The organism is Streptomyces sp. NPDC006711, assembly GCF_042869775.1.
Lineage (GTDB): Bacteria > Actinomycetota > Actinomycetes > Streptomycetales > Streptomycetaceae > Streptomyces.
Map to the genome: position 1 here is coordinate 760,538 of NZ_JBIAGO010000002.1, position 15,272 is coordinate 775,809.

General features: G+C 69.9%; 14 protein-coding genes and 3 pseudogenes. 5 read left to right on the plus strand and 12 right to left on the minus strand.

Annotated elements, in window-relative coordinates:
• Nucleotides 1-63 precede the first annotated feature (63 nt).
• A complete protein-coding gene (locus ACFYM2_RS07415; RefSeq protein WP_388462010.1) occupies nt 64-462 on the plus strand; it encodes an SAV_915 family protein in 399 nt (132 codons plus the stop codon).
• A 245-nt stretch (nt 463-707) separates the two neighbouring features.
• Nucleotides 708-1,943 carry a magnesium and cobalt transport protein CorA gene (locus tag ACFYM2_RS07420; RefSeq protein ID WP_388834122.1) on the plus strand — a complete coding sequence of 412 codons (1,236 nt, stop codon included), beginning with the start codon at nt 708-710 and terminating at the stop codon, nt 1,941-1,943.
• 505 nt (nt 1,944-2,448) lie between these two features.
• On the opposite strand, the gene ACFYM2_RS07425 is transcribed toward ACFYM2_RS07420, so the two are convergent.
• From ACFYM2_RS07425 to ACFYM2_RS07435, 3 genes are all read right to left on the minus strand, one after another.
• Nucleotides 2,449-3,276: a ribosome-inactivating family protein gene (locus tag ACFYM2_RS07425; RefSeq protein ID WP_388462008.1), complete on the minus strand. Its 828-nt coding sequence runs from the start codon at nt 3,274-3,276 to the stop codon at nt 2,449-2,451.
• A gap of 669 nt (nt 3,277-3,945) precedes the next feature.
• Nucleotides 3,946-4,302 (minus strand): nuclear transport factor 2 family protein, encoded by a 357-nt coding sequence (locus ACFYM2_RS07430; protein ID WP_359006583.1) that lies wholly within the window; start codon nt 4,300-4,302, stop codon nt 3,946-3,948.
• 35 nt (nt 4,303-4,337) lie between these two features.
• Nucleotides 4,338-5,081, minus strand: coding sequence for an SDR family oxidoreductase (locus ACFYM2_RS07435; protein ID WP_388834125.1), 744 nt, complete (start codon nt 5,079-5,081; stop codon nt 4,338-4,340).
• Nucleotides 5,082-5,219: 138 nt separating this feature from the next.
• Here ACFYM2_RS07435 and ACFYM2_RS07440 point away from each other — a divergent pair, with 138 nt between their 5' ends.
• From ACFYM2_RS07440 to ACFYM2_RS07450, 3 genes are all read left to right on the plus strand, one after another.
• On the plus strand, nt 5,220-6,062 hold the full coding sequence (locus ACFYM2_RS07440) for a helix-turn-helix domain-containing protein (protein WP_388834128.1): 843 nt from the start codon (nt 5,220-5,222) through the stop codon (nt 6,060-6,062).
• 431 nt (nt 6,063-6,493) lie between these two features.
• Nucleotides 6,494-6,796 carry a hypothetical protein gene (locus ACFYM2_RS07445; protein ID WP_388462002.1) on the plus strand — a complete coding sequence of 101 codons (303 nt, stop codon included), beginning with the start codon at nt 6,494-6,496 and terminating at the stop codon, nt 6,794-6,796.
• Nucleotides 6,797-7,247: 451 nt separating this feature from the next.
• Entirely contained in the window at nt 7,248-8,249 is a 1,002-nt protein-coding gene (locus ACFYM2_RS07450; RefSeq protein ID WP_359006572.1) for a helix-turn-helix domain-containing protein, read from the plus strand.
• Between the two features lie 144 nt (nt 8,250-8,393).
• Here the strand turns inward: ACFYM2_RS07450 and ACFYM2_RS07455 are convergent.
• The 9 genes and pseudogenes from ACFYM2_RS07455 to ACFYM2_RS07495 all read right to left on the minus strand — a co-directional run.
• Nucleotides 8,394-8,495, minus strand: a pseudogene (locus ACFYM2_RS07455) (GNAT family N-acetyltransferase); the annotation flags it as partial.
• A gap of 95 nt (nt 8,496-8,590) precedes the next feature.
• Nucleotides 8,591-8,905 (minus strand): annotated as a pseudogene (locus ACFYM2_RS07460) (NAD(P)H-dependent oxidoreductase); the annotation flags it as partial.
• A 1-nt stretch (nt 8,906) separates the two neighbouring features.
• Nucleotides 8,907-9,188: pseudogene (locus ACFYM2_RS07465) on the minus strand (LLM class flavin-dependent oxidoreductase); the annotation flags it as partial.
• 8 nt (nt 9,189-9,196) lie between these two features.
• On the minus strand, nt 9,197-9,838 hold the full coding sequence (locus ACFYM2_RS07470) for a GPR1/FUN34/YaaH family transporter (RefSeq protein WP_388834264.1): 642 nt from the start codon (nt 9,836-9,838) through the stop codon (nt 9,197-9,199).
• Between the two features lie 194 nt (nt 9,839-10,032).
• Entirely contained in the window at nt 10,033-11,976 is a 1,944-nt protein-coding gene (locus tag ACFYM2_RS07475; protein WP_388461998.1) for an amidohydrolase, read from the minus strand.
• Complete coding sequence (locus tag ACFYM2_RS07480; protein ID WP_388834131.1) at nt 11,973-12,974, minus strand: alpha/beta hydrolase; 1,002 nt, start codon at nt 12,972-12,974, stop codon at nt 11,973-11,975. Before ACFYM2_RS07480 ends, ACFYM2_RS07475 begins: the two co-directional genes overlap by 4 nt.
• A gap of 36 nt (nt 12,975-13,010) precedes the next feature.
• Nucleotides 13,011-13,619 carry a hypothetical protein gene (locus ACFYM2_RS07485; RefSeq protein ID WP_388834133.1) on the minus strand — a complete coding sequence of 203 codons (609 nt, stop codon included), beginning with the start codon at nt 13,617-13,619 and terminating at the stop codon, nt 13,011-13,013.
• Nucleotides 13,620-13,794: 175 nt separating this feature from the next.
• On the minus strand, nt 13,795-14,343 hold the full coding sequence (locus ACFYM2_RS07490; protein ID WP_388461994.1) for a DoxX family protein: 549 nt from the start codon (nt 14,341-14,343) through the stop codon (nt 13,795-13,797).
• Nucleotides 14,344-14,348: 5 nt separating this feature from the next.
• Nucleotides 14,349-15,011, minus strand: a complete 663-nt coding sequence (locus tag ACFYM2_RS07495; protein WP_388834135.1) for a hydrolase — start codon at nt 15,009-15,011, stop codon at nt 14,349-14,351.
• Nucleotides 15,012-15,272: the final 261 nt, after the last annotated feature.

A 15,272-nucleotide genomic window follows, 5' to 3' on the forward strand; every position in this document is an offset into this window, starting at 1 on the left:
AATACCGCGTCACCTGGGGACAGGGGCCCGGCGCCGGGGGCATAACTTCAGACGTATGGGCGCATGACGCCCCAGGCCTACGGCATCCGCACTTCCGTACCGGAGGACACCATGGACAGCCTCACCGTCGAAGACGCCGACCCGGAGGAACGCCGCCCGGCAGGGCCGCTGTATGTGCCGGTCCGGCTCGGCTCTGCCGGAGGACATCAACTACGCTTCCTGCGCGACGAGTTCGGCGTGCGGACGGCGGTCGGGTTCACCAGCCAGGACCGGCTCAAGGCGGTGCTGGGCCGCGACCAGAGCTGGATCCGGCTGGCGGAACCGGCACTGAGAGCGCTTTCGGCACCGCTGGGCGTCACCCGTATGACGGTCGACCCCCTGCTCGCCCCGCCGACCCCCCGCCCCCGACACGGCGAGACCCCACACCTGTGCGCCCGGCGGGATCACACGTTGTCGCGGTAGCGCGGGTGACCGGGACCGGGCAGGCTCCCGCGCAGAGCGGGCCACTCCGGCCCCTCCGGCCGCACCCGCGCCGCACTCCCCCTACCCTCTGCCTCGCGCCATGCCGCGCCTCCCGCACGAGTGGGCGCGTCCGTGCCCATGCCCGTACCTTTTGGGGCGTATATCCTGCTCCGGGGATATACAGACGAGCGTTCGGACGTTCGGCCGGCTGTCGTGCCGGTCGCGGAGCGGGAGGTGAGGTGGCCATGCCTGAACGACGCGCCCGCCCCGAACGGTCACCGAAGAAGCACTCCTGGCGCAGGCAGCCTTCCGTCGACGCCAGGACTCCCCCGGGACCGGCCCATCCTCCCGGCGCGCGGGAGCCGGCCCCGGCCCCGCCCCCGGCCTCGCCGCCCGGAACCCCCGGGGGCGTACCGACGGCGAGTGGAGAAGACATCGGAACGCGGCCCGGGGAACGGGTCGGCAGCGTCGTCCAGTCGTCCCTCTACCGCGGCGGGCAGCACATCGCCTCACCCGGCACGCTCGCCGAGACGTTCCGTCGGCTGCGCGAGACCCCCGACGGCATGGCCTGGATCGGCCTGCAACGCCCCTCGGCATCCGAACTCCGTTCCCTGGCCGACGAGTTCGACCTGCACGAGCTCGCGGTCGAGGACGCCCTCGAAGCCCACCAGCGTCCGAAGCTGGAGCGCTACGGCGACACTCTCTTCGTCGTGCTGCGGGCGGCGCGTTACCTCGATGCCCCGGAAGAGGTCGACTTCGGCGAGCTGCACGTCTTCGTCGGCCAGGACTTCCTCATCACCGTCCGCCATGGCGCCGCCCCGGACCTCTCGGCGGTCCGCCGCCGCATGGAGGAGGACCCCGAACTGCTGGCGCTGGGCGCCGAGGCGGTGCTGTACGCGATTCTCGACGCGGTCGTCGACGGGTACGCCCCCGTGGTCGCGGGCGTACAGAACGACATCGACGAGATCGAGACGGAAGTCTTCCGCGGCGACCCGGAGGTCTCCCGCCGCATCTACGAACTCTCCCGCGAAATGGTCGAGTTCCAGCGCGCGACCCGCCCTCTGGTCGGCATGCTGCACGGCCTGATGGCGGGCTTCGCGAAATACGGCACCGATGAGGAACTACAGCGCTACCTCCGCGACGTCGCCGACCACGTGACCCACATCAGCGAACGAGTGGACGGCTTCCGCCAAGCCCTCACCGAAATCCTGACGGTCAACGCCACGCTGGTGACCCAGCAGCAGAACGCGGAGATGCGGGCACTGGCGGAGGCGGGGTTCGAGCAGAACGAGGAGATCAAGAAGATTTCGTCGTGGGCGGCTATTTTGTTCGCACCGACGCTGGTCGGCACGATCTATGGGATGAACTTCGATCGGATGCCGGAGTTGCACTGGGTGCTCGGTTACCCCTTCGCCATCGTCCTAATGGCGGTCGTGTGCACCAGTTTGTACGTCATCTTCAAGCGGCGGGACTGGCTCTGAGTCCCTGATCCCACCCGGCCAAGACGGCATCTGCGATGGGCGCCAACGGACCGCGGCAGCACGCCGACCACTGTCACCGATCTGGCGACATCGGTTGAGCAAACCGCCAAGCGGGAGAGCGAGGATGCCGGCTCGGCCAGTCCACCGCGCGAGATGGCGGTCAACGGTCGCATACGGAGTACCGCCTGAGCGTGGCTTCCGGTCCCTACTCCAGTCTCTTCCTGCCCGGTGCCCAGAACGGCTTGGTGAGCACCGAGCGCCGGTCTGTCCCCCTCCACGTACCCCGAGATCCGCGCCCCTTCGCGCAACGCGTCCAGTCGCCGACGCGCAGGAGACGAACACCCACTCAGCCGCCCTAGGAAGCACTCCGCTTCACGGTAAGACCGCTCCCGCTCCCTCACGCGGTGACGAGCGTGCGGCCCCGCACAGGGCGGCTGCCCCCGGTCGCCACGGAAAGCACTGAAATTGGCCCCGCTAGCCGGCCCGGCTGACCGGGCGCGGAGCGTCAGAACTTGGCGATGGACCCGTTGACTTCAACGAACCCGAGCACGTCCCGCAATTGCGCGAGAGTCTGGATCAGGTTGCCGAGGATGCGAATGGACGCGGCGCGCTGGCGGACGTCGTAGGTGAATTGAGAGATGGAGCCCCATTGGTTTTCCAGCGTGGCGTAATCGGGGCCCAACTGCGTGTTCTCGTAGTTGCGGATGTTGCGTCCCACCCGGTTGAAGATGGGCGAGAAGCGGGCCGCCTCCGAGAAGACCTGGATCGATACCAGGAGCGCCTGGCCGACGTTGTCGTTGTACTCGGTCGCGTTGTTCAGTTGCTGCATGGCGTGGTACATGGTCTGGGGGGTCAGGACCAGGTTCTCCCGGTTGTTACCGCCGGGGAGGCCGGAGTAGCTGCCGGTGCGTGGCATGATGCGGGCGTTGGTGATGCCGAGGGCGTTCTGGAACTCCTGTACCCGGTCGCTGAACACGAGGTGGGTGTTGGTGGCGGGGGCGTAGAACCCGGCCACATAGAGGTTGTCAGCCCAGAGGTATACCGAGGCGAGGTGGCGGTTGTCGGTGTCCAGGGCTCGGACCTGGATCAGTCGGTGCTCGTTGGTTGTCTGCCGGATGCCGTCCTGGTAGGTCGGGCTGCCGTAGGTGTGCTGATGGATGGCGTCGATCAGGTTCCAGTACCGCTGGGCGTGCTCGGTTCCGCCGTCGGTGATCCTGTCGACGTGCCAGTCAATGACTTGGTAATTGGTCGCGGACGCGGTTCCGCTCAGGGCTGTCACCAGGCCCATGGCTACCGCCAGCGACAGCACGATGGAGCAGAGTCTTCTCAGCATGTGTCCTCTTCTTGACGTGGCGCCGATCATCCGGACGCCGGACTCCGCACGCTATGGGCACCGAAGGCCCCCGTTTCGTCGCTGCGCGCCCCTACTCATGACTCAGAACGCACAGGACGTGCTGCGACCTCCGATGCGCTCCCAAAGCTGTCCCGCGGCCCCGTGACCTGGCCGGCAGGCCCGAACGGCGGCAACCGTTACGTGTACTTCCAGCAGACCGGCCCCGCAGGGGCGGCGGTACGGACCAGGACACGTGGGAGGGCGGCCAGATGAACCTGGCGACGGTCACGGACTCCCCGGCCAGGTCCGTGGCTTCGCGGCCATCGACCACCGCAACTGGGTCCTGGCGGGCGGCTTCAACGTGAACATCCTCAACCGTGCCGACGACGAGGCCCGCAACCAGTCCCTGCACTTGCAGGCGGACGGGGCCGTGTTGGGCACCGGTCAGCCGACCTTCATCAACGGTGACAACCCTCAGCGAGCTCGACTACGCGGTCACGCAAGGCCTGCCTGCGGGCTTCGCCGCCACGCGACCTGGCGGAGACGGATGCGACCACGTGCCGGTGGACTTCGCCCGGACCCGCCGCCGTCCGGGCCCCACTCCCCTCCCACGCCTGCTCCACCGTGCCGGGGTCGTGGTCATTGTCTTGGAGCACCACGTCCGGCGGGTCAGATCTCGTTGTTCCACATGCGGAACATGGTGCAACGGGAGTTCTTGTCGAACGTGACGGTCCAGAGGTTGGCGAAGGTGCCGAGTTCCTTGTAGCGGCCGGTGCCTTCGATGGCTGCGGTGTCGCCGTTGAGGGTGAGGAGGGACCAGTCGAATGCCCAGCCGCCTTCCTGCCAGGGGGTGCGGCTCTGCCAGCCTTGGACGATGGCGTCGCGGCCGATCCAGTCCGTTTCGTAGGGCCACTCGTGGTATTCGGCCTGCGGGGTGAACAGCGCGGCGATGTCCCTCTCGCTGCCGCTGGTCCAGGCTCTCAGGTACCCCTCGACCCAGGTGCGCACCTGGTCTTCGGTCATCATGACCGGCTGCCTTTCTTTGCCGGCAGGCGTGCGGTTCAGCCTTGGGCGGTCGGGCGGACAACGAGTTCGTTGACGTCGACCTCGGCGGGCTGGGTGATCGCGTAGTGGACCGCCTCGCCGATCGCCGCTGCGGGGATCGCGATGGCCATGTGGCCCGCGACCGCGTCCTTGGTGTCCCGGTCGGCGATGGTCTCGGCCAGTTCGCTGTGGGTCAGGCCGGGGCTGATCACGGTCACCCGCAGGTTACGGCTCTCCTGACGCATCCCCTCGGACAGGGCGCGGACCGCGTGCTTGGTGGCGCTGTACACGGCGGCGGTCGGGTCCACGCGCAGCCCGGACACGGAGGCGACGTTCACGATGTGCCCGGCGCCCTGAGCGGTCATGGTGGGCAGGACCGCTGCGATGCCGTGCAGGACTCCGCGCAGGTTGACGTCGATCATGCGGTCCCACTCATCGGTCCGCAGTGCGTCGAGGCGGGACAGGGGCATGACCCCGGCGTTGTTGACCAGGACGTCGATCCGGCCGTAATGGTCGAGAGCGGCCTGGACGAACGAGCGCATGCCGAGTGGATCCGTCACGTCCAGGGCGTGCGGCAGGGCACTGCCGCCATCGGCTTCGATCTCCTTGGCGAGGGCCGCCAGGTGCTCCACTCGGCGCGCGCCCAGGACCACCTGATGGCCTGCTGCCGCCAGCCGTCGGGCGGTGGCTTCGCCGATGCCGCTGCTGGCCCCGGTGATCAGGACGGTCTTCGGGGCAGTCGTGGCGGCCGGGTACGTCATGCTCGTTCCTTCGTCAGGCCGACGGCCTCATGAGTGGACCGTCCGGTTCCGTCAGCATGGCCCGCATCCCGCGCAGGCGGCAGGAGGGCTCTTCCTGGGTGCCACACTCCTAGGAAGCGGCGGCGTAGGCTTTCCGGTATGAGCGGCAATGAACTGGGCGCATTCCTGCTGGCACGCCGTTCGCGGGTCAGTCCGCAGGACGCGGGGCTGCCCCGCTCCACGAGCCGCCGGGTCAGCGGACTGCGGCGCGAGGAGGTCGCCGTCCTCGCCGGCGTCAGCGCCGACTACTACGCCCGCCTGGAGCAGGGCCGCGAGCGGCACCCCTCCGGCCAGGTCATCGGCGCCCTCGCCCGGGCCCTGAACCTGGACTCCGACGCGTGCTGGCACGCCTACCGCCTGGCCGGCCTGGTCCCGCGCGACGACGTCCCCGGCGCGGAGCGCGTGGCACCCCAGCTGCGGCAGCTGATGGACGCGTTCCCGACCGCGGTCGCCTACGTCGTCAACCGCCGCCTGGACGTTCTCGCCTCTAACGCGCCGGCCGCCGCGCTGCTGTCACCGCTGGCGGACCCGCGCCACATGGTCCGCTCCCTCTTCCGCGACCCTGCCGCACGCGCGCTGTTCGCGGAGTGGGAGAGCGTGGCGCGCGACACCGTCGCCGCGCTACGGCTCGCTTACGGCCACGAGCGCCACGACCCCCACCTCGCGGCCCTGATCGCCGAACTCCGCGCGGAGAGCGAGACGTTCACGATCCTGTGGGAACGTCAGGACGTCGGACGGCTGGGCAGCCGGCACAAGACCTTCCACCACCCCGTCGCAGGCCGGATGACACTCACGTACCAGACCTTCGAGGTGCAGGACGCTCCCGGGCAGAGCCTCCTCGTCGGCACAGCCGAGCCCGGCAGCACGGATGCCGACCGCCTGGCGCTGCTCTGCTCGGTGCGGCCCCGGGAGGACCGGCAGCCCCTCGGCGCTCCCCGGTAACGGAAACCACCGTTCTTGTTTGGAGTGAGCGCATGCCCCGCTTGAGCGAGGAGCGCCGCGAAGTGCGGCGGCGCCACATCCTCACCAGTGCCTGGAGTTGCTATGGCCGCGGCCCAACGCGGCGGAGCACTCGGCGCCGCCACCTGCCAGCCCAACGGTGAATCCTGATCGAACGCCGCCACCATCGCACCAAACCCTCGACATCCGGCTTGCTTCCAGCGGGCGGTGACGCCCCCGGGCACGCCCCGTCGCCGCCTGCTGCGGACGATCACCGCCAGACCGGCTGAGCGAAGCGAGACCGCCAGCACCACTGGAACGGATGACGGGTGATCGTTTCGTCACGCCGTGCCGGTATACGCTCCGGTCCGCTGTGGAACAGCTGACGTGGCCGATCCGCAACCGGCGGTCGGGCCGCGAGAGAGGTGCAACGCATGCAGATCCGGAGAATGGCACTGGCCGGCGTCATGAGTGCGGTGGCACTCAGCACCACTCTGGGCGCCGCCGCATCAGCGGCGCCCCCAGCCTTCAACGGCCTGAGGGCCAGCAGCTGCGGCGAGGCCGTCCGCAACACCCGGGCCGACTTGCAGCGGGCCGGGTCCCCGACCCGAGCCACCGACTGGCAGGGGGTACGCAACGCCGCACAGGACTTCCTCAACCGGCACCCCTGGAACAGTCCGGGCACCCAGGCCCTACAGGGGGATGTCAACGATCTCAATCGACTCTGCGCACCCTGAGTCCCACACGGCGGTGTCGTGCGAGGTCTTGCCCGAGCCTGGGCATGACCGTCAAGAGAGGTCGACTCAATCGGCGCCATGCGGCCTGTGATCAACTGGCCCTACATAGACCGGCGTCATGGCGCCACGAGGCGGGTCGGGCAACAAGCCAATCCTGTCCATGTCCTCCAACTCCCTTGATGTACGCCCTGCTTGGGCCATTCCATGCCCGGCCAACGGGCCGCCCACAGTGATCCCCGCGTGGGCGACGCAGAGAAGAAGGAGAAGACGGTCGGCAAGGGGTGGATAAATCCTGCGGCCGGTCGCGGATCCCTATGAGGGTGGCTGCGAGGTGGAGGCAGCGCCGGGCTCACCGGCGCTGTCGGCGTTCTCTTAAGTCATGTGACCGATGGCGTCCGTGCCGGATGCTCCGAGACTGGCCCGGAGAGATCCGCATGTCACCGGAGAGCCCGTGAGCCTGACTTCCAGCACCACCACCCTTTGCCGACGGATGCCCGTCGTGCTGTCCACCGCGCCGCTGGCGCCGTACGAACGTGCGGACTACTGGCACAGTGTGGTGTCCGACACGTTCATTCCGCTCGACGTGGTGCTGCACGAGGGCCAGCCCTCGGTGGCGACGATCTCCAGTCGATCGCTCGGCCCCTTGCAGATCTCCGTGGTCGAGGCGGGCCCCCAGACCGTCTCGCGCGACCGGCGCTTGATCGCCCGGGGCGGGGAGGGGTTCATCACCGTCACGATGCAGCACCGGGGGAGCGCGAAGCTCACCCAGCACAGCCGCCAGGCCCTGGTCAAGCCGGGAACCTTCACCTGCTCGGACGCCGGTCAGCCGTACGAGCGCGAGCAGCCGGATCCCTTCCGCTTCACGGCATTCCGGGTGCCGAAGGAAGGGCTCGGCGTGACGGAGGATGATCTGCGGGCAATCACCGGGACCGTATTCGGTAGTGATTGCGGTACGTCCGCGCTGGTCGCCGGGTATCTGGAGCGCCTGGCCGAGCGGGCGGGCGGGTTCGACCCCTACACGGGCGAGCAGCTCGCCATGACCGCGAGCGACCTGCTGGCCGTACTCATCCGTGAACGCCAGGGCCGGCTGAACCCCCAGGCTTCGGAAGTCGCCCGCGGGATGCTGGCGCGTGTCAAGGCGTACGCACTTCGGCACTTGGCGGATCCCGATCTCTCGCCGGAGCGGATCGCGGCGGCGAACCACATCTCGGTGCGGTATCTGCACAAGCTCTTCCAGTCGGACGGGGTCACCGTGAGCCGTTGGGTTCAGGGGGAGCGCCTGGAGCGGTGTCGCCGTGACCTGTCCTTGCCGTCGCGGACCGCGTCGTCCATCTCCGTCTCCGCGGTGGCCCACCGATGGGGCTTCGTGAGCCCATCGCACTTCAGCCGGGCCTTCCGCGCCGCGTACGCCATGTCTCCCCGGGAGTGGCAGTCCCGGAGCCGGACCGCCTGATGGCCCGTCAAGGTTGAGACGGCTCGCCGGCCACTCGGCGGTCGGAGACCGAACCGGGCACGATGTCCCTCGGGCACCCGGGTCGGCGCGATCGCGGTGCTTGTGGATCCGCTCCCGGATGAAGGGGCAATACGGCACGACGTGCAGCCCACAAGCCCGGACGTCGTCCAGCGCGCCGCGGGCGAGCAGGCCACCGAGACACTGGCCACCGAAGCGCGGGGCGGTCTCTGTCTGGATGAAGCCGATCTCCCCCTACGAGAGGAAATGCTCGGCCAAGCCCACCGTGTCAGGGACGTCCGCGCCGGCGAAGATCTCGTACCGAGACGCCTCCTGGCCGTCTGCTACACGCGCGGTTCCGTTCCTGCTCCGGCGAGGCGGCCAAGTCGGTCGCGGATGCGGCGGTGGCCGGGAGGCCAACGGTGGACGGGGCGCCGGACGCGACGAGTTCGGCCGTCGGCCGAGCCCCAGTCCTCCGGAGCCGCGAAGACGGCGGTCGGCACCACCTGGGCGCGCAGGTGCACGAAGAGCGATCGCAGCGCGTATTCCAGAGCGAGGGAGTGCCGTGCGGTGCCGCCGGTGGCCGCGATCAGAGTCGGCTTGCCGACGAGCGCGTCACGGTCGATCACGTCGACGAAGGACTTGAACAGACCGCTGTAGCAGGATCAGCCGCTCGGTACGGGCGGCGATGTAGCCGAGCATCGTGGCCGGCGAGGAGGGCACGAACGGTGGGTTGTGGTGCTCGCCGGTCGCGAAGACGTCGAGCCCCACCTCCTCCGCCTTGAGCGCGATGGTGACCATCGCGCTCATCCGCTCGTGCTCGGTGGGGGTCCGCCCCGAGGTCGGATCGGGGGTGACGTCGCCCACCGTGAAAATGCCGAACTGCCCAGGAGTTGCCTTCTTCCGTAGAGGGGTCGCAAGAGTTCCGGCGCACCGGAGCACCGGAGTGTTCAGAGGGTGCGGCGCACGCCCGCCTGGCGCTCCAGGTTGCGGAGTTGCACCGCGAGGTCGCCCTCGACCGCGGTGTGCGCGGGACCGCTGCGGCCGATGGGCAGGACTTCCTCGCTGCGCATGTCCTCCAGCATCAGCGCGAAGGCCGCGTACGTCGCGACGAGCGCGACCAGGATCCCGAGGGCGCCGGCCGTGCGGGTCATCCACGCCGTCCCGGTCAGCCCCGCAAGGCCGGTGGCAGCCCAGCGCGGCAGCGACGCGACGAGGACGAACCACAGCGCCCGCTTGGGCCGGGCCACGGCCGCCATCAGCGCCCCGAAGCACAGGAAGGCCAGGTTGAACACACCCAGTACCCGGAGGGCACCGGGCGCGCCGGTGCCCATGACGAGGGAGTACGCCAGCCAGCTGCCGGCGAACGTGCCCATGAGGGTCGCCGCGAGCACGTCCCGTGCGCCGAAGGCCAGCATGCTGACCAGGAGTTGGAGGGCGAAGGCGGGCAGTACGCACAGGGCGACGGCCCGGCGGTCCGCTGCTTCGAAGAGCCCCAGTTGCAGGCAGCCCGTCATCGCGGACGCGATCGCCACGGTGAAGAACCCGAGGGGCATGGGTGAGGCGATGGGACGCAGGTTGATCCGCGTCATCGACCGGAGGTCCGGTTCGTGACGGCGGGCGGCGGCCGTCACCACCGGACCGGCCTCGGCTTCCGGTCCTTTCCGGCCTTCCCGGCTCTCCGGGCTTTCGGTGCTGTCCGAACTTTCGGTGCTGTCCGGGTCCGGACTGTCGCCCGGATCGCCGCCGACGGCGGGGGGTGTACACATCGGAAGGGGTCCCTTGTTCAGTGCGCGAAGCAGGGGTCGAGGAAGGGTGGAGGCGTATCGGGTCCGGCGCCGCGTGCGACACGCCACTGGCGGTGCTGCTCGGACTCGGCGACTGCCTCGGCCACACGGAGGGCCTGCTCCGCACCGTCCGACCGCTGGTCGCCCGGCAGTCGGCCACGTGCCTGATAGCCGCCGAACCGGGCTACCGGCGCCCACGGCGGGCTGACCGGAGGGAGGGCTTCGTCAAGGCCCTCGTACTCCGCGCTCGCGTAGACGATGCGGCCGCCGACGATGGTGAGCACGGATTCGATGTCGGGTATGGCGGACGGCGGCACGGTGAAGTAGTCGTCCGACAGGATCGCCAGGTCGCCGTAGCAGCCCTCGCGCAGGATCCCCTTGACGTCCTGCTCGCCGGTGAGCTGTGCGCCCCCGCGGGTGTAGAGGCCGAGCGCGGTCTCCCTGCTGAGCAGGTTCGCGGCCGGGTGGAGCACGGTCCCGCCGACGGTACGACCGGTGACGAGCCAGTGCAGCGACACCCACGGGTTGTACGAGGACACACGCGTGGCATCCGTTCCCGCGGCGACGGTCAGGCCCCGGTCGAGCATGGCCCGGACCGGTGGGGCGTGGGCGGTTGCCTCGGCGCCGTAGCGGTCGAGGAAGGCCGTGCCCTGGAAGGACATCCGGTTCTGTACGGACAGGGCCCCGCCGAGGGCCGCGATCCGGTCCAGGCTGTCGGCCGACACCGTTTCGGCGTGGTCGAAGAGCCAGCGGTTCCCGCCCGGAAAGAGCCCTTCGGCGGCAAGCTTCTCGAAGACGGCCAGATCGCGGCGGATCGTCTCGTCATAGGTCGCGTGGAGCCGGAATCCCCAGCCCTTCTCCATCAGCAGCCGGACTGCCTGCTCGAATTCGGCCTCGTATCCCTCGGCGAGTTCGGGCCGGGGTTCGGAGAAGTTCTCGAAATCGGCGGCGGCCCAGGTCAGGTTCTCGCCCGCGCCGTTGAGGCGCAGCCACTCGTCCCCGTCCCCGGGCTCGGCCATCTCGGTCCAGCGCTTCAGGTCGGCGATCTCCTGTCCCGCCGTCTGCGGGAAGAGGTGGTAGGCGATCCGCAGCGACAGCTCCCCCGACCTGGCAAGGTCCATGACCGTGGCGTAGTTGTCGGGGAAGTTCTGGAAGCCGCCGGCGGCGTCGACCGCCGACGTCAGCCCGAATCGGTTCAGTTCGCGCAGGAAGTGCCGTGTCGACGTCCTTTTGTCCGCCGCGTCGAGGGCCGGCGCCTTCGCCAGGGTGGAATACAGGATGAGGGCGCTCGGCGCCGCAAGGAGCACGCCGGTGGGCTCGCCGTCCCGGCCCCGTACGATCTGGCCGCCCCGCGGGTCAGGGGTCTCGCGGGTGTATCCGGCGGCCCGTACGGCGGCCCGGTTCATCAGTGCCGACTGGTAGAGGTGCAGGACGAACACCGGTGTGTCGGGCGCGGCGGCGTTCAGCTCGGCCACGGTCGGCATCCTGCGTTCGGCGAACTGCTCGGCGGTCCAGCCTCCGACGACCCGTATCCACTGCCCCTTGGGAGTGCGGCCGGCTTGGTCGCGCAGCATGGCCAGCGCGTGGTGAAGGCTGCGCACCCCGTCCCAGCGCAGCTCCAGGACGTAGTTGAGGCCGCCTCGGATGACGTGCAGGTGTGAGTCGTTCAGGCCGGGGACCACCCGGCGGCCGAGTGCGTCGACGATCCTGGTCGCCGGGCCCACGAACCGCGCGAGGTCGTGGTCGTCGCCGAGGGCCACGACCCGGCCGTCGCGGATCGCGACGGCGCGGGCCGCGGGGCGCCCGGCATCGCCGGTGAACACCTTGGCGTTGCGCACCAGGAGGTCGGCTGCCGACCGGTCCGCGTTCGGTGCCGGGAGCACGCCGGACACGGGCATGCTCGCCGTGGCGTCCGGGGTGGCCGGGGTCTTCGCTCCGGTCATGCCAGGGCCTTGCGGAGGGTGTCGGCCGCCAGGCCGATGGCGAGCGACGCGGCATGCGTCTCGCGCAGCGCGTTCAGCATGACGAAGTCGTGGATGGTGCCCAGCACGCGCAGGGCGGTGACGGGGACACCCGCGGCGCGGAGCTCGGCCGCGTACGCTTCGCCCTCGTCGCGCAGGACGTCGGCCTCGGCGGTGATGACCAGGGCGGGCGGCAGTCCGGTGAGCTGGTCGCGGGAGGCGCGCAGCGGGGAGGCGGTGACACGGGCACGCTCGTCCTCGTCGGTCGTGTACTGGTCCCAGAACCACCGCATGGCCGCGCGGCGCAAGAAGTAGCCGGTGGCGAACTCGTGGTAGGACGCGGTGTCGAAGGAGGCGTCGGTGACCGGGTAGAACAGGACCTGGTGGACGATGCGGACGTCGCCGCGCTCCTTGGCCATGAGGGTGAGGGCGGCGCTCATGTTGCCGCCGACCGAGTCGCCCGCGACGGCGATGCGGGTGCCGTCCAGCTGCTTGTGGTGTCCCTCGCGGGAAACCCACTGGGCGACGCTGTAGTTCTGCTCGATGGCCACGGGGTAGCGCGCCTCGGGCGAGAGGTCGTACTCGGGGAAGACGACCGCCGCCCGCGCCCCGACGGCGAGTTCGCGCACGAGACGGTCATGGGTGTGGGCGTTGCCGAAGACCCAGCCCGCGCCGTGGATGTAGAGGATGACGGGAAGGGTTCCGCCGATGCCGCTGGGGCGCACGATCCGGGCGCGTACGTCTCCGGTGGGGCCGCCCTGCACGGTGATCCATTCCTCGTCCACGGCGTCCAGGGCGACGCCTTCGCCGCCCTGGACTCCGTCCACGGCCTTGCGGCCGTCCGCGACGGGGATCTGGTAGAGGTACGGCGGCTCGGCGGTGGCATCGGCGAACGCCTGGGCCGCGGGCTCCAGGACCGGCGGCAGGCCCGACCGGTCGGATCGGTCCGGCTGGTTGGACGGGTTCGGCTGGTTCGACATGGGGGCTCCTTCAGAGGCGGTACGGGTGGGTGGGTCTCAGCGCAGGAAGGCGAGCAGGGCGGAGTTGACCTCTGCGGCATGGGTCCAGATCAGGCCGTGCGGCCCGCCGGGGACGACGTCGAGCCGCGCGCCCGCGATGCTCTTCGCCAACGGGATCGCCGTGGCGTCGATGGGCAGGGTCCGGTTGGCGTCGCCGTGGATGATCAGCGTGGGCACGTCGATGCGCGGCAGGTCCGCGCGGAAGTCCGTGAGCCAGGCCTGGACGCAGTCGAGGGTGCCCTTGGCGGATGCGCCGAGGGCCACGTTCCAACTCGCCTGAATCACTTGGTCACTTACGCGCTCGCCATCCAGGACGTCGACGTTGTAGAAGTCGGCGAGGAAGGCGGACATGAAGGCGAAGCGGTCGGCCGTGATGGCGTCCTCGATGCCCTTGAAGACGCTCTCGTCCACACCTGCGAGCAGGGCGGCGGTCTGCTTCTCCAGGTGGAGCGAGGAGAAGGTGGCTCCGCTCATGAGCCAGTGGTGCTTCTTGTAGAGGGCGTACAGGATGTGTGTGTCGGCGAGAACGCGGTTCAGCCGCTGGCAGGCGTACTTGCGGGTGTCGTGTCCGAGGCCGATCGGCAGCTGCTTGAGGTTTCCGAACAACTGGGTCTCCGCGCCCTTTTGGCGCAGCAGCGGCTGGCCTCCGCCGGCCGAGACGCGGTGCTGGGTGCGGGTTCCAACGGGTGCTCCTGTGGTTCATGACTCTGGGAGGGGTGAGTCCGGCCGCTCGGGCCAAAGGGGTGCGCGCGGATGGCTGGACCCGGTCTGCGCGCGGCGCTCAGGGGCGGCTGGTGGCCGAGGCCTGGGCCGCCCCTGTCGCTGCGGCCGTGGCCGGGCCCGTCGCCGGGGCGCGGTGCAGCACGAGCCGGGTGAGCAGTCCGCTGGCGCCGCCGACCGCGAGCACCACAGCCGTCCACCACAGCGGGTACGGCGTCAGGCCGATGGCCGCGTCGAGGGACCAGGCTCCCGGGCCGATGGCGGCCAGGGCGGCGGCGGTGACGATGAGGACCAGCGGGTATTCGTATCCGTCGTTCTGGACCCACAGGCCGTTGTGCCACTTCACGGTGAGGGCGACGGTCATGACCCCGATCGCTCCGGTCGCGGCGAGCGGGGTGAGGAACCCAGCGGCGAGCAGCAGGCCGGAGCCGATCTGGCCGCCGCCCGCCGCGAGTGCGGTGAGGGTTCCGCCGCGGAAGCCGTCGGCGCGGAACTCCTCGGCACCGCCGTCGAGTCCCTTGCCGCCGAGATGTGAGCTGATCTTCTGCACGCCGTGGCCCGCGACGAGCAGGCCCACCAGCAGACGCAGGACCAAGATGCCGGTGTCCAAGGGGGTCAGCCGGCCGCGTGTGCGCCGATGACGGCCTGCGCGTACACGACACCCAGTCCGTACGCGCCCGCGTGGGCCTTGACGATCTCCATTACGGCGCCGTAGGTCTCCTGGCGTGCCCAGTCCCGCTGGAGTTCCAGGAGCACCTGTACCCAGGTGACCGGGATCGCGCCGGCGGCCAGCATCCGCTGTAGGGCGTGCTCGTGGGCGGCCGGGCTGACGCCGCCTGAGGCGTCGGACACGACGTAGACCTCGTACCCCTGCTCCAGCGCGGAGAGCGCGGGCAGCACCAGGCACACCTCGGTCCACAGACCCGACAGGACGATCTTCTTACGACCGGTCGCCTTGACCGCGGCCACCAGGGCATCGTCCTCCCAGGCGTTCATCGTCGTGCGGTCGATCACCTCGTGGCCGGGGAACACCTCGGCGAGCTGCGGCAGCAGCGGACCGGAGAACGAGTCGGCGGCCACCGTGGTCAGGACGACCGGCACATCGAATGCCACGGCTGCCTTCGCGAGACCGACGGTGCTGTTGATGATCGCGGCGCGGTCACCGCTTCCGGTGCCGAAGAACATCTGCGGCTGGTGATCCACGAAGACCATGACCGCGTTGTCGGGTGTGAGCAAGTCGCCGCTCGGGGCCGCCTGTACTGCGGAGATGTCGAACACGGGTGTGGCCTCTCGGAAGACTCGGGTAAGGGGGCGGCCGCATCGGCGCGACTCGCCACCCCCCGACGCTAAGACGCGGGTGAGCGGGCGATCTGTCCCTCTGTGCACCGGAATTGGCCTCGTGACGTACTGCGCGCCGGGCCGGCGTCCGTAGACGGAGAGATGGAACTCACCGTCCGCGCGGCCCCCGATCACGCTGGAGTGGTCCGTCCCTGAGCGATGCTGTGGGGGGCGCGCTGGCGCGAGGTGGACGGCTCCCGG